This window comes from Photobacterium sp. 2_MG-2023, from assembly GCF_030547675.1.
Lineage (GTDB): Bacteria > Pseudomonadota > Gammaproteobacteria > Enterobacterales > Vibrionaceae > Photobacterium > Photobacterium arenosum.
Window position 1 is genome coordinate 1 of the sequence record NZ_JAUOQQ010000024.1, and the last position, 13,725, is coordinate 13,725.

Annotated in this window: 17 protein-coding genes and 1 pseudogene; 13 read left to right on the forward strand and 5 right to left on the reverse strand. The window is 51.4% G+C overall.

Annotated features, from left to right (window positions below; translation table 11 throughout):
• Positions 1-756: transposase zinc-binding domain-containing protein (locus tag Q4491_RS16930; protein ID WP_303459196.1), on the reverse strand; the 756-nt coding region annotated here is incomplete at its 3' end.
• Positions 753-1,634, reverse strand: coding sequence for a site-specific integrase (locus tag Q4491_RS16935; protein ID WP_303459198.1), 882 nt, complete (start codon positions 1,632-1,634; stop codon positions 753-755). The genes Q4491_RS16930 and Q4491_RS16935, both read right to left, overlap by 4 nt.
• Before the next feature lie 302 nt (positions 1,635-1,936).
• Between Q4491_RS16935 and Q4491_RS16940 the strand changes: the two genes are divergently transcribed.
• The 11 genes and pseudogenes from Q4491_RS16940 to Q4491_RS16990 all read left to right on the forward strand — a co-directional run bounded on the left by Q4491_RS16940 (position 1,937) and on the right by Q4491_RS16990 (position 10,490).
• Positions 1,937-2,191 carry a type II toxin-antitoxin system Phd/YefM family antitoxin gene (locus tag Q4491_RS16940; RefSeq protein WP_005526636.1) on the forward strand — a complete coding sequence of 85 codons (255 nt, stop codon included), beginning with the start codon at positions 1,937-1,939 and terminating at the stop codon, positions 2,189-2,191.
• Positions 2,184-2,453, forward strand: coding sequence for a Txe/YoeB family addiction module toxin (locus tag Q4491_RS16945; RefSeq protein ID WP_192014137.1), 270 nt, complete (start codon positions 2,184-2,186; stop codon positions 2,451-2,453). Before Q4491_RS16940 ends, Q4491_RS16945 begins: the two co-directional genes overlap by 8 nt.
• A gap of 106 nt (positions 2,454-2,559) precedes the next feature.
• Positions 2,560-3,143, forward strand: a pseudogene (locus Q4491_RS16950) (transposase); the annotation flags it as partial.
• 279 nt (positions 3,144-3,422) lie between these two features.
• Positions 3,423-4,271 carry an NAD(P)-dependent oxidoreductase gene (locus Q4491_RS16955; RefSeq protein ID WP_303459204.1) on the forward strand — a complete coding sequence of 283 codons (849 nt, stop codon included), beginning with the start codon at positions 3,423-3,425 and terminating at the stop codon, positions 4,269-4,271.
• A gap of 184 nt (positions 4,272-4,455) precedes the next feature.
• The gene (locus tag Q4491_RS16960; protein ID WP_303459207.1) at positions 4,456-5,493 is read left to right on the forward strand and encodes a S66 peptidase family protein; all 1,038 of its coding nucleotides are present in this window, start codon (positions 4,456-4,458) and stop codon (positions 5,491-5,493) included.
• Positions 5,494-5,588: 95 nt separating this feature from the next.
• The gene (locus tag Q4491_RS16965; RefSeq protein WP_237795294.1) at positions 5,589-6,107 is read left to right on the forward strand and encodes a hypothetical protein; all 519 of its coding nucleotides are present in this window, start codon (positions 5,589-5,591) and stop codon (positions 6,105-6,107) included.
• 125 nt (positions 6,108-6,232) lie between these two features.
• Complete coding sequence (locus Q4491_RS16970; protein ID WP_225445000.1) at positions 6,233-6,757, forward strand: GNAT family N-acetyltransferase; 525 nt, start codon at positions 6,233-6,235, stop codon at positions 6,755-6,757.
• 21 nt (positions 6,758-6,778) lie between these two features.
• Positions 6,779-7,498, forward strand: a complete 720-nt coding sequence (locus Q4491_RS16975) for a cyclopropane-fatty-acyl-phospholipid synthase family protein (RefSeq protein ID WP_303459213.1) — start codon at positions 6,779-6,781, stop codon at positions 7,496-7,498.
• A 74-nt stretch (positions 7,499-7,572) separates the two neighbouring features.
• A complete protein-coding gene (locus Q4491_RS16980; protein ID WP_237795297.1) occupies positions 7,573-8,403 on the forward strand; it encodes a patatin family protein in 831 nt (276 codons plus the stop codon).
• 39 nt (positions 8,404-8,442) lie between these two features.
• On the forward strand, positions 8,443-8,976 hold the full coding sequence (locus Q4491_RS16985; RefSeq protein WP_303459216.1) for an ASCH domain-containing protein: 534 nt from the start codon (positions 8,443-8,445) through the stop codon (positions 8,974-8,976).
• A gap of 197 nt (positions 8,977-9,173) precedes the next feature.
• A complete protein-coding gene (locus Q4491_RS16990; RefSeq protein ID WP_303459219.1) occupies positions 9,174-10,490 on the forward strand; it encodes a DUF2254 domain-containing protein in 1,317 nt (438 codons plus the stop codon).
• A 6-nt stretch (positions 10,491-10,496) separates the two neighbouring features.
• Here Q4491_RS16990 and Q4491_RS16995 read toward each other — a convergent pair whose 3' ends face one another.
• A complete protein-coding gene (locus Q4491_RS16995) occupies positions 10,497-10,988 on the reverse strand; it encodes a MarR family winged helix-turn-helix transcriptional regulator (protein ID WP_218385642.1) in 492 nt (163 codons plus the stop codon).
• Positions 10,989-11,129: 141 nt separating this feature from the next.
• Here Q4491_RS16995 and Q4491_RS17000 point away from each other — a divergent pair, with 141 nt between their 5' ends.
• Positions 11,130-12,059: a DMT family transporter gene (locus Q4491_RS17000; protein WP_303459221.1), complete on the forward strand. Its 930-nt coding sequence runs from the start codon at positions 11,130-11,132 to the stop codon at positions 12,057-12,059.
• 67 nt (positions 12,060-12,126) lie between these two features.
• On the opposite strand, the gene def is transcribed toward Q4491_RS17000, so the two are convergent.
• Positions 12,127-12,642 (reverse strand): peptide deformylase, encoded by a 516-nt coding sequence (gene def, locus Q4491_RS17005; RefSeq protein ID WP_192014118.1) that lies wholly within the window; start codon positions 12,640-12,642, stop codon positions 12,127-12,129.
• Positions 12,643-12,830: 188 nt separating this feature from the next.
• Here def and Q4491_RS17010 point away from each other — a divergent pair, with 188 nt between their 5' ends.
• Positions 12,831-13,115, forward strand: a complete 285-nt coding sequence (locus tag Q4491_RS17010; protein ID WP_192014116.1) for a coiled coil domain-containing protein — start codon at positions 12,831-12,833, stop codon at positions 13,113-13,115.
• Positions 13,116-13,144: 29 nt separating this feature from the next.
• Here Q4491_RS17010 and msrB read toward each other — a convergent pair whose 3' ends face one another.
• The gene (msrB, locus tag Q4491_RS17015; RefSeq protein ID WP_192014114.1) at positions 13,145-13,591 is read right to left on the reverse strand and encodes a peptide-methionine (R)-S-oxide reductase MsrB; all 447 of its coding nucleotides are present in this window, start codon (positions 13,589-13,591) and stop codon (positions 13,145-13,147) included.
• Positions 13,592-13,725: the final 134 nt, after the last annotated feature.

The following is a 13,725-nucleotide window of genomic DNA, read 5'->3' on the forward strand; positions in this document are numbered from 1 at the left end:
ACGGTCATTGATCCGGAGAATATCCTGGTCGGGCAGAACGCCCCGGTAGAGGTAGCGCGATAGGTATTGCAATGCCGGTAACCCCCGTCCGACCGCACGGCAGTCAACCACCCACTCGGTTGGCAGCGGTGCCGCAGGCAGCCCAAGCGCCGGGTGGCGTGCAATGGCATCGAGCAGCCGTGCCCGCCAGACTTTTGCCAGGGCGGTGTGATGAAAGAGGAAGCCCTTCCTGCCCTTGTGCCACTGCCTTCGCTGCGGGTGGTAGAACCCCGCCGGCATCACAACGTGGAGATGGGGGTGAATATCCCGCCGCCGGTTATGGGTGTGCAGCACCAGGGTAAACCCGCTGATCCCGCTATGTTGTCGGCGGGCAAAGTCCTTCAGTACCGAGGCCGCCACCTGGAACATCACGGCGTAGAACGCCTTCGGCTGAGCGCGGGCGAGTCCGCGTAACGGCGCGGGGACCGTGAAGGTCAGCATGAAATACTCGGCCTGCAGCAGCTTGGCTTCCTGGCGGGCGAGCCAGTCTGAGGTGGTGCGTTGCTGGCACTGCGGGCAAGCGCGGTGGCCGCAGCCCAACGGCAGCCGGTCGTCATGGTGGCAGTGCGGGCAATACCACTGTGCGCAGCCGGCCTGCTCGGTCCGGCAGCGCCGCATCGCTGACATTGCCCGGCGTATATCCGGGGTGAGTCTGTCGCCATAGTGGCGGATGAATTTATCATAGTGGGTGGTGAGCAGGGAGATAAAGGTGTTCATGATACCTCCCAGATCACTGCCAGCTGATTGGCCAGTGCATTGACCGCCCGGGTCGCAGCGGCCGACTTGACTGCGGTGAACTGGGTATAGCGGGCGGTAGTGTTGAGGCTGGCATGGCCGAGCAGTACCTGCAGGGAGCGTAGATCCAGTCCCGCTTCCAGCAAGTGGGTGGCATAACAGTGGCGTAATGAATGGGGGCTGATCCGCTTGCTGATCCCGCATTCCCGGCAGACTTGTTTCATGGCTTTCTGAACGCCCCCGCGAACCATCGGCTCGGTGGTGCCGATCCCCGGGAAGAGCCACTGCGGGTGGCGGTGTGAGCACCAGTGCCGGCGCATGGCTGCCAGGGTCCGCTCGGGTAGCGGCACCCGCCTGTCCTTGCCGCCTTTTCCTTCCCGGACATGGACCTGCATGGTATGGGCATCAATATCGGTCGTGGTCAGGCTCAGCCCCTCGCCGAGCCGAAGCCCGAGGCTGTAGAGGGTAAAGAAGAATACCTGGTAGCGGGGCTGGCGGGTCATGGTGATGAGCAACCCCACTTCGTGGGGCGTCAGGAGATCGGGCAGCCGCCTGACCTGCGGCGGTTTGACGATATTGAGCCATGCCCACTGTTTGTTGAGGGTATAGCGGTAGAAGAACTGCAGGCCGTTGCGGTCGAGTTTGACGGTGCTCCATGAGTGGGTGTGGATGAGTTGGCGGAAGTAGGCACGTAGCTGCTCGGTTGTCAGGGTGTCAGGCGGGCAGTCGAAAAAGGCAGAAACACGACGTACCGCACGGCTGTAGGCATCAACGGTCGCCGGTCGCTTGCCTTGTAGGATAAGATTATCAAGGTGTTGCTGGTATAGCGCGTCGAAATGGCGCTGCTGTTGAGTATTCATGATACGGTCTCCAGTCCGCTGCCCGGATGGCAGGGTTCAGAGATCAGTATGTGGGCTGCTGTAGCTCTGCCGCGCAGCGGCTTGGTTCAACAAAGCATTTAAGAGTGATTCCCAACGCTTGACATTTTTGATGCTAATCGTTGGGTTTTGTGTTTAAGGTGGTATGGTTTAGTTTCGTGGTAGCGTTGCTCACACCTTAATGCGGCGTTATGTGCCTTATCAATATCGCATGTTCAATTTACTGTACAAGTAGATTGATGAAGACTATACTTGTCCCATTAAATGTACATGTGGAGGTTCTTATGAGAATCGTATCTTTTACTGAAGCTAGAAATGGTCTCAAAGCTGTTTTGGACGGTGTAGTTAATGACGCTGATACAACAGTTATTACACGCCGTGATTCTGAAGATGCTGTAGTTATGTCTTTAGACTACTACAATAGCCTTATGGAGACAGTTCACTTACTACGCTCTCCTCAAAACGCTGAACACCTAAACCGTTCGATAGCACAGTACCGTGCAGGTAAAACAACTGCACGAGAGTTAATTGATGAGTAGTAGTCAACATTTACTATCGTGGACTGATGACGCTTGGGATGACTACCTGTATTGGCAAACTCAAGACAAGAAAACACTCAAGCGCATCAATAAACTCATCAATGAAGTTAAGCGCTCCCCATTTGAGGGCATCGGTAAACCAGAGCCGTTAAAAGAGAACTTATCTGGTTTTTGGTCTCGTCGTATTGATGACACTAACAGGCTTGTTTATGCAGTCGATGATCAAGCGATAACGATAATTTCGTGTCGTTACCACTACTAAATAAGGTTCAGCGACCTGGCATCTAACAAATAAGGATATGTAGTGGTTTAATGAACCCGGACACCATTTTAGGTGGTAAAGTAGCCACCAAAGAAAGAGGTGTTTAATGACAAGAAAGCGTCGCTCATTTACTGCTGAGTTCAAACTGGAAGCTGCATGTCTGGTATTGGATCAAGGCTATTCGGTCGCTAAAGCCAGCCGCTCTTTAGATGTTGGGGAAACAGTGCTCTGCCGGTGGGTCAGTTAACTCCAGGCTGAGCGTGGTGGTAAGACTCCCAGCAACAAGGCTTTCACTCCTGAGCAGCAGAAGATCCAAGAGCTTGAAGCTCGCATCAACCGGCTAGAACGCGAAAAAGCGATTTTAAAAAAGGCCACAGCTCTCTTGATGGCGGACGAGTTCGAACGTATGCCCTGATAGACCAGTTAAGAGAGCAAGAATCCACTGAACTGGTCTGCTCCGCTTTCAATATTTCCACGTCCTGTTTTTATGAGTATAAGGCTCGAATTCGTAATGTCGATTGCGAGCGACTGAAGCTTCGAAGTGAACTTCGTCGCTTGTTCAAGGCGAGCCGTGGTTCCGCTGGTAGCCGATCGCTAAAGTCAATGATGCATGAGTTGGGATATCAGGTTGGTCGTTTCAAGGTGCGTAACCTGATGAAAGAGGCAGGGTTAATGTCGAAGCAACCCGGCCCACAGCAAAGAATAATAAAAGGTGTTTTCTGGTTACTCTTTGCACCCACAAAGAGTAACTGGCGCGCGTCAGATAATGGTGAGATAAGCACCGGACTCAAGCGCGACATACCTTCAAACTCAGACAGATCATCAGATCCAGAGAAATCCTCCTATTCCCCCAAAGCCAAAGCCTTTACCTCAACCGACTATGCTTATAACTTAAGGACAGGAAAACTGAACGTTTTTTAGCGTGTGCAAACAGGCATGTTTGGCATACCGAACAGACAAGGAGGAGAAATGAAGGTCTTAGTCGCAGGGGGCAATTCGGTGCTCGGATGTTATGTGGTCCGGCACCTGATAGATCACGGTTATCAGGTCTTTGCGCTCAGTCAGCATCCTGAGCAGGATAACCCGCTGGCTATCCCGCTTGCTTTGCAGGATGAACACATGGCAGGGAAATTTGATGCCGTGATCTGTTGTGCCAGACCTGTTATGGCACCTTATGCGCAGGAAAAGCAGGCACCGGATTTTTCGGTATTGATGGACAGCATAGAGCGCTTTGCGAAACCGGATGCCAGAAAGCTGTATACATCAGGTATCGAAGTGTTTGGGTGCGCCGATGAATGTTCACCCGATGAACTCCAGTTTGAGTCCCTGACTGCGGCAGAAAAAGAGGTTCCGGTGCTGAAGAAAGCCATAGAACTGAGCTGGACACCCGTTTTTGTGCCTACTCTGGTGTACGGTGGTCACGAATGCCCGATTCATACTTCACTGAATCGTCGCGAAAGCCTTCGCATTCCTGTCCTGATCCCGTCTTACGGCCTGTATTATGCCGCTCATCTTGATGATCTGGCGGCTTTTCACGTGACCTTAATTGAGAAGGACACGCTGGCGCCGTTTTATTTTCTGGCTGAGGAAAAGCGCTACAGCCCTGAAAACCTGGCTGACATGCTGGTGAAATACGGTTGGGCGGAGGGGGTGAAATGCTTGTCATTGCCAAGCTTTCTCAAACAATACGGCGAAGAGGTACTGGAAGTTGAAACCATGAATGTGAGCGTGCCGATCAGCCCGGATTTCGAGCCAGTCAACAGCCTGTCAGCCTACCTGTCTCAAACGTGGATAACGCCGGCCCATGACCTCCCATAATACTTGTTTGACCGGCACACTCAGTGATGCCGGGATAAGTGAACACTTGCTTTTTATTGATCTGCGATCAGTACAACGTTGAGCAAATGTTATTATGTCATCTGTTACTTATTGAATTGACTTGATTTAATTTCCTTCCGGCGTAGTGTGTGGGCTTTTGTTATATGCGGTTAAGAGAGGTCCCATGCGTTATCCTTCCCCACTGGTTCCCGGTTGTACAATAGCAGTAACAGCATTATCGGCAGGTGTGCCTGAAGATTGTCATGCACGTCTCGATCTGGTTATCCAGGGGTTGCGGGACAGAGGCTTTAAGGTGCTGGAAGGGCACTGCTTACGGGAAAATGCCGGCCATGTCAGTGCTCCGGCGCCAATGCGGGCCAGAGAATTGATGGCGTTTTTGCTGGATGATCGCGTTGATGCCATCCTGCCGCCCTGGGGAGGTGAACTGGCGATGGAACTGTTGCCATTGCTGGATCTGGACTTACTGCGTCACGCCAAACCTAAATGGCTGATTGGCTTTTCAGATATCAGCACTATCTCGTCTGTCTTAACGGCTCGCTGCGGTTGGGCCAGCCTGCATTGTGCGAATCTGATGCAGCTTCATCCTGCTGTGACGGATCCGCTCAATAGCGCAATATTTTCTTTGCTGAGCCTGACTGTCGGTGAATCTGTCAGGTTACAGCAATCGTCCTGCTATGAGCTGGCCTCGGCCAATTATGGCAAGGATCCCGAGGCACAATTCGCTTTCACTCAGCCAACGCAGTGGACGGTGTTATCGTCAAACGATGCAGCGAAATCGGTCGCGTTTTCAGGCCGTCTGATCGGTGGCTGCCTCGATACCATGGGCCTGATATCAGGTACCGAGTACCTGAATCTGCCGCAGATGAAAATGCAGTATGCTCAGGACGGCCTGATTTTGTTTCTGGAAAACGCCGAGTTATCGCCAACCGCGATGGCCCGCGTGCTGATGGCAATGAAATTCAATGGTGTGTTTGATGCCGTCAACGGGGTCATTTTCGGTCGGGATGGTTCGCCGCTGAGTCACGGAAAATCACTGTCACATTCTCAGGTTATTCAGCAAGTGCTGAGCGATCTTTCAGTACCTGTCATCCTGAACGCTGACATCGGCCATCTGGCTCCCAATATGCCATTAATGAACGGTGCTGTTGCAGAGGTTCATGTAGCTGAAGGACAGGCTTGGGTCCATCAGACATTAAGCTGATCCGGAAGAATGGCAAGTGACTGATACTTCGTGGCTTGCCGTAGCGTCTATACTCTCAGGAACGGATTTACAGCCAACAGGTAAGCCTTGATGCTATGAGAGAAGACAACATGGCCGTGCTGTATCACCATGTTCGCACGGCTTTATCAGACGAACAGTGCCGCGCCCGGTATCTTGAAGAAAAAGCGGCCCGTCTGCTTGGGTTGCATTCCGCTGTCATCGCAGGGTTTACCGTTCTGGTATTTATTGCTTCTTCATTGTTTGTCCCGCCACAGCATGCCATCGCCTGGCTGGCAGTTATCGCCGTGACCGTGACCTATCTGGGTTTGATATCTGCCTGGAGTTTTCTGTTTCGCCTGCTCAGGCCGGCCGATGTGTATGGTGTGCATTTACCCAACAACTGGCTGGAAGGAATGAAGCAACAAGGTGCGAATGACAATCTTCATCTGGCCGTGGTTCGCTGTTACGAAACCTGGCAGTTGTTACATCAGAGCAATCAGCATAAAAACGCGCTGCTGATTAAGGCTTACCATGAGATTGTATTCTCAGCCTGGTTAATTGCGATCTCATTACTGCTTTTATTGGCGGCCAATTATCTGGTTGCTGCAGTTTAATCCATGGCTTTTGCCTGCAACTTGGCTGTTTTGCTGAAATTTTCGCTTAACGCTGGAAAAGTTAGTGGTAAAGTATTTGCCTGACTGAAGGCAATGATTGCCGAGTATTGTGAGCATCAGGAGGGATGATGCAGTTTGTTCATTGTACCTATGAAAAACATGGCGAAGCCATTCTGGCAATTTTCAATGATGCCATTCTTAACACCACCGCACTTTACGAATATCAGCCCCGTACGATGGACATCATGCAAACCTGGTTTGCCACCAAAACGGCCAATCAGTTTCCTGTGATTGGTATTGAAAATGATGCCGGTGAGCTGATGGGGTTTGCCAGTTACGGCACCTTCCGCGCATGGGCTGCGTTTAAATATTCTGTTGAACACTCTGTGTACATTCATCCGCAGCACCAGGGTAAAGGCTTGGGGCGAAAGCTGATGGATGCCCTGATTCAGGCAGCCCGAGAGCAGAATTACCATGTGCTGGTTGGCGGTATAGATTCGACAAACACTGGCAGCATTGCCTTGCACAAAAAGCTGGGGTTCGAATATTCCGGCACGATAAAGCAAGCAGCCTATAAATTTGAGCGCTGGTTGGATCTGGATTTCTACCAGCTGATACTGGATACCCCGAAACAGCCTGTTGCAGGGTAAATCGTGAGATAAGGACATTGGATGTTATTTAACAGCCCACTCAGCCTCGAAAAAGCACATCGACTGATCGACCTACTGAATCTCCACACTGACAGCCATGTTATTGATATTGGTTGCGGGGAAGGGGAGTTTTTACTGCGTCTTGCCAGTGCGACAGGGGCACACTGTCTCGGACTGGATATTTCTGAGACCTGTATTGCCGCCGCGAATGCGAAAGCAGAAGCCTTGGGCTTGGCCGATCGCGTGAAATTCGAAGTGGCTGATGCCAACGACTATCCGTTCGCGACACAGTATGATGTGGCTATCTGTATGGGATCGACCCATGCGTTTGGTGAAGGGGATGCGGGTTATCCGGCAGCACTGACTCAAATGCAGCAATGGCTGAAACCCCATGGTCAACTGCTGATTGGCGAAGGCTATTGGAAGCAGCCACCGGCCCAGGCGTATCTGGATTTCATTGGTGAGCCGATTGGTATTTATTACGATCACCAGGGCAACATGTCGGTCGCTGACTCTCACGGCCTGGCCACTGTGTATGCGGCCACCAGTAATCAGGACGAGTGGGATCATTTTGAAGGTTGCTTTCGCCTGAAAGCAGAACGTGCTGTGATGGCCAATCCAGAGGATGGCAAAGCGTGTCAAAAGCGTGATGCGGTTCGCGAGTGGAACGCGTATTACCACCAGTTTGGCCGCGACACGATGGGATTTGGTTTCTATTTGTTCATCAAGGACAAGGGTTAATATGAACCTGTAGCATAAGCACTGGCTGCATAATGGCCAGTACTTAGTCAGATCTGGCTTGAAAGGAGAGAGGGATGGCAGTGGCAGAATCACAAGCTCTGGTTGTTGAAGGCGGCGCGATGCGCGGCATTTTTGCCGCCGGTGTGCTGGATGGCTTTCTAGAGCAACATTACCGGCCATTTGATTTTTGCATCGGTGTCTCGGCTGGTTCCACCAATCTTGCAGCCTGGCTGGCGAATCAGCATGGCCGTAATTACAAAGTGATCACTGATTACTCCTGCCGCCCTGAGTTTATCAGTTTGCGTAAGTTCATCCGTGGCGGACACTGGCTGGATCTCGACTGGTTGTGGCAGATCACCATCAATGAAATACGCTTGGATCTGGATGCTTTCGACGCACAACCCATTCCTTTGTACGTGGTCACCACCCAAGTCTCTAGCGGAGAGGCCGTTTATACCCAAGCCACGGCAGATAATCTTGAACAATTGCTAAAAGCTTCTTGCTCTGTGCCGGTCGCGTACCGGGATTATCCGCTGCTGAATGGCGACGCCATGACCGACGGTGGGGTCGCCGATTCCATTCCCGTCATCAAAGCCTATCAAATGGGTGCCAGAGAAATCACGGTGATTTTGTCACGCCCGCTGGGCTACCGGAAGAAAACCAGCAAAACGAGCTGGTTTCTTCGTCGTATGCTGGCAGATACCCCTGAGCTGGCGCGGGTGATGATGAAGCGTGCCGACAATTACAATAGCGCCATTGAGTTTATTGAGAACCCGCCTCAAGACTGCCGCATTCATGTTATAGCACCGCCGGCAGAGTTTGATGTCGGCCGTATTACCACAGACAAAAAACGCTTAGACACCGGCTATCAGATGGGATTAGCGGCGGCACTCGCCGGACGATAAGCCTGTACCGAGCACACAGTTAACAACGACAGGGACATCATGATTTTTAACAACTTTGCACCGGCAACATTAGCGGAACAGTTTCAGCTTTCTCCCCAGGCGGCAGACTGCCTGTCGGCTTATCTGGTGACCTTACCGGAAGCTGAAATACCGGCTATTTCAAGTGTCAGCGCAGATTATTTCTGTGCAGACAAAGACAATGCAGACATTTGTGCCGAACTGGTACGAAAAGGAGAAAAGCAAGCCAGCTGCAGTATGAAATACTGGTATCAGATAGGCGGTGAGGAAGGGCCGGAGCCAATGCCGCAGGTCGGCCATTTGCAGGTGGTCACTGACTGGGAGGGCGTTCCGGTCGCGATCACGCAAATTACCCGGGTGGCAGAAGCCCGGTTTAAAGATGTGACCGCTGAGTTCGCGGCGGCTGAAGGAGAAGGTGATAAGTCGCTGAGCTGGTGGCGGGATGCCCACTGGCAGTTTTTCAGCACCGAGTGCGAAGAGCTGGCTATTGAGATGAGCGAAGACACTGTGCTGGTGCTGGAACATTTTCGAACCGTTTGGGCGAAACCTGCCTGATCTCTGCAATGAACTGCCGTAAGCCGCGCTGACATCAAGCCTGATATCAGTGGTTTGCTTTTCTGCTCTGCTATCTTTATCACAGCGGGCAGACGTATGTGCCCGCCATTTTTGCCAGCTGATCTCTAGGGTTGTTGCTGATACGCGCACGAGACTGTCTGGCAAGTCAGGTGATTTCACTTCACGGCAGGGCAGGCATGAAAACACACTGGTTAAATCGTTGGGAAGCGGTAAGGAGCAGTTTCTGGTTCGTCCCTGCCATGATGGTGATTATTGCCGTCGGGCTGGCCCGGATTGTAGTTACTCTGGATCATCAACTGGTGCACTTCTCTCTGGTTTTGCCTGATATCGGCTTCACGGGAGGTGCAGAGGGAGCACGCAGTGTCCTTTCTACGATTGCAGGTTCCATGGTAACGGTGGCCGGGGTGGCTTTCTCTATCACCATAGTGGCATTAACGCTGGCTTCCTCTCAGTTTGGTCCCCGTTTACTGCGAAATTTCATGCGCGATCCGGGTAATCAGTACGTGCTTGGCACCTTTATCGCGACGTTCATCTATTGTCTGCTGGTATTAAGCAGTGTGACCCATTCCAACGGTGATGTGTTCGTGCCTCGCATTGCGGTCAATCTGGCTTTGTTACTGGCCCTGTTCAATGTTGCGGTTCTGATTTATTTCATTCACCATGTGGCGACTTCGATTCAGGCGGATAACGTCGTCAATGGTGTGTATGAGGAGCTGAATCAGTACATTGAGCATTTTTTCCCTGATGAACTCGGTGAGTCTGATCCTGAACCTTTTCAGAGTGATCGCAATCCAACCGGCATGTTTCATCATGTGGTCGCGGCGGACAGTGAAGGTTACCTGCAAGCCGTAGACAGACAGTGCTTATGTCAGCTTGCCCAGCAGTTTGATTGCCGGATTGAATTGGGTTACAGAGCCGGGGCATTTGTCGTAAAAGGCAGCTCAATCGCTGTCGTGCGGTCTGACACTGAGCCGGAAGACGGTCTGGATTCACAGCTTCTTGATTGCATGATTGTCGGGAAATTGCGTACCCCGGAACAAGATCCTGAATTCGCTGTTCATCAGTTGGTGGAAGTGGCCGTCAGAGCATTGTCACCGGGTATCAATGATCCTTTTACTGCCATGACCTGCGTTGACAGACTCAGTGCAGTACTTTGCACCTTGACTGGCCGGTCATTTCATCCCGCGCGCTGGTATGGCGATGACGGCCAGCTGCGGCTGGAAGAACCGCCTCTGACTTTTACCGGGATACTCAACGCCGCTTTTGATCAGATCCGCCAGCACGGCAAATCCGATACGGCGGTTACCATCCGTTTGCTTGAAAGCCTTGGCCGGATTGCCAGTTACTGCAGAACGCGTGAGCAGCAAAGTGCCGTTTGTCGTCAGGCCGAAATGATCCTGCGCTCCAGTCAGGATTGCCTGAATGAACCACAGGATCTGGCAGACATTGAACAGCGGTTTCAGGCGATACAGGATGAAATGCGTCAATGCTGATTGAGGTTATTTCAATGCTGACTCGTTAGCCAACAGCCATTTTCGCAATAATCCCGCTAGCTGGGCCTGCTCATCTTTGTCTAAGGCCGTCAGCATCTGATGCTCATTGGCAACATGGGCTGTGACGGCTTTGTCGACCAGAGCCTGTCCTGCTTCTGTTAACCACACCTTACAGCTGCGTCTGTCATCGTCACTCGGCTGCCGGTAGATCAGCCCTCTGTCGGTCAGTTTATCCAGCCGGGCTGTCATCGCCCCGGAAGACAGCATCACGGTGTGATAAAGCTGGGTTGGCGTAAGGGGTTCGCCAGCTCTGCGCAGCGAGGCCAGAATATCAAACTCAACCTGGCTCAGCCCGTAGCCTTTGAACACGTCATTGATGCTGTCCGTCATTATTCTGTGGGCCCGATACATGCGGCCAATGATCCCCATAGGAGAGCAATCCAAGTCTGGCCGGTGTTCCTGCCATTGAATCAATAGTTTATCGACATGATCTTGCATAGGGTTGTGTTTGTCCGTTCTTCATTGAGTCAAAAATATGTCATTAACTTTTCGAAAAAGATACTTGATTAAAAGGCAAATAGCCACTAATTTATCTTCATACAAAGATATTTGATGTAAAGATTCTTAAAGGGAAGTGAAATGAACTATCTGCTCGCGTTAGTAGTGCCAATGCTGTGGGGTAGCACCTATGCTGCCGTCAGCCTGTTTCTGCAAGATATGTCTCCATACTGGGTGGCTGTGTGGCGGGCTTTACCTGCCGGACTGGTGTTGCTTTTGCTACGACCAAAGCTGCCGCCGCTGAGCTGGAGTCGCATGACCTTGCTGAGCTTTTGCAATATTGCCGCATTCTTTGTGTTACTTTTTATCGCTGCTTACCGCTTGCCTGGCTCTGTCGCCGGCACGTTGGGGGCAACGATGCCGTTGCAGATGATGCTACTGCAGTGGATAGGGGAAGGTAAAAAACCGGACCCTCGCTCAGTGGTGTTAGCGGTACTGGGTTTAATTGGAGTGGGCTTATTGCTGAACCCGTCTGCAGATTTGGATCCGATTGGCACCCTGGCCGCTCTGGCTGGCACAGCTCTGGTCTCGCAGTCCGCTATCTGGATGAAACGATGGCCGGTTAACGATGCGCTGAGCTTTGCCGCCTGGCAGCTCGTTCTTGGTGGCATGATGCTGATTCCCTTCGCTTGGTTCGTGGCCGGCGCGCCGGTTGCGCTGCCTGTGGATGCGATACCCGGTCTGTTGTGGCTGGTATTACTGAACACTGCATTTGGTTACTGGGCCTGGGTACGTTCAGTGAAAAAACTCGGTCCGAACGTGATGTCGATGTTCTCATTGATGAACCCGGTTACTGCTGTCTTGCTGGGTATTGGACTGGTCGGAGAAAGCCTTGGGCTCTTGCAATGGGCGGGAATTAGTTTGATCCTGATGGCATTGCTATTCATGAAGAAACCCGCCAAACCAACCCGGATTACTGCTTCGGCACTGGATGGTCAACAAGAAAAGCCAGGCCAGAAGAAAGCGAGTCACCAGCAGAATAATCCTTCGGCTTCTGTCAGGCAGCAATAGACAAATACGGAAAAACCAGGCGAGAAGATAGCAGATCATGAATAAGAAGCGGCTCAGGCCGCTTCTTTCAGTTCAGTCCCAGTTGCCGACGGTACTCGTCTTCAGTGGCGTAATCGTGCGAGTCTGCACGATCAAGAAAAACGATACCGTTTAAGTGGTCTAACTCATGCTGGAATATCCGCGCGATGAAGCCAGATAACTCACAGCGGACTTTTTGCCCATCAAGCTGTTCGTAACCAACACTTATTCTGGTGGAACGCGGTACCAGCGCGCGAATACCGGGGATACTCAGGCAACCTTCCCAGTCTTTTTCTATCTCCTCGCTCATCCAGTAAATCTCAGGGTTGAGCATCAGCGTTGGCGTCATAGTCGGCGCATTCGGGTAACGGGCATTCGGAGAAGAGGCAACGATAAAAGCACGCAGCGATTCACTGACCTGCGGGGCTGCAATACCTACTCCCTGGTGGCTGAGCATCAGAGATGCTAAGTCAGTAAAAAAGGGGGCGTATTCTTTCCATTGTTCAGTCGACAGGGCTTTCGCCTGCTGGCGTAGTATCGGATTGCCTAACTGTGCGATGATCATCCTTGTTCTCCCTGAGTCGTCTATGGAGGGGTTATAGCGCTATCAGACATGTACTGCAAGTGTTCCCCTTTTATATTCCGGAATGACACTAACAGAACGCTGTTAAGCAACTATGCTTATATCTGCAATTCATTTATCTACGATTCACTGGCCGCAACTGTGAGCCACCCACTTTGAGAGAGTATGAGATGGACAGAAAAGCATTTGTAGAAAAGCTCAGCGCACAAATGAAAGAGATCAATGCAGAAATCGACAAATTGGAAGCAAAAGCTCAGCACTCAGGCGCAGAGCTGAAAGAAAAATATCGTGATGAAATTCAACAACTGAAAACCAGAAAAGCAGAAGCGGAAAAGAAACTGGACGAAGTGAAACATGCCAGCGAAGAGGCATGGGGAGAATTACGGCAGGGTGCTGAAGAAGCGTTTGATTCAATGAAAAAAGCGTTCAGGGCGGCCTGGGATAAATATAAATAACTTGCCCGACTGGTATCGGGCAAGTGTAGTTACAGACTGACTTTCTTCAGGGCAACGGCATTCATGCAGTACCGCAGTCCGCTGGGTGCCGGGCCGTCAGGAAAGACATGACCGAGATGAGCATCGCAGACAGCACAGACGGTTTCAATTCGCTGCATGCCGTGCGAGGTGTCCATCAGATAATTGATAGCATTGACGCTTACCGGTTGTGTGAAAGATGGCCAGCCTGAACCGGAGTCAAATTTTTCCCCGGCGTCAAACAGCATATTGCCGCAACAGACACAGGCGTATTCCCCCGGCTCGAACAATTCACACATTTCTGACTTAAACGGTCTTTCCGTACCTTTCTGGCGCGTAATGTAGTATTCATCGTCAGTCAGTTGCTGGCGCCATTCCTCTTCGGCCTTTTCAACGCGGCGGGGAGGCACGATATCGCCTTTGGTTGCGTGTTCAATAACTTTTTCCCAAGTGAGCATGTCGTTCTCCAACTAACTAGATGTGGTTTTATAGATAGGGCCATAGTTCAAGAATTTCAAGAAAAGCGCCCTCAAAGGTATAGACCCGAGATAACCGTATAAATTAACCATATTCTAAATGTGTGTTTTATGCG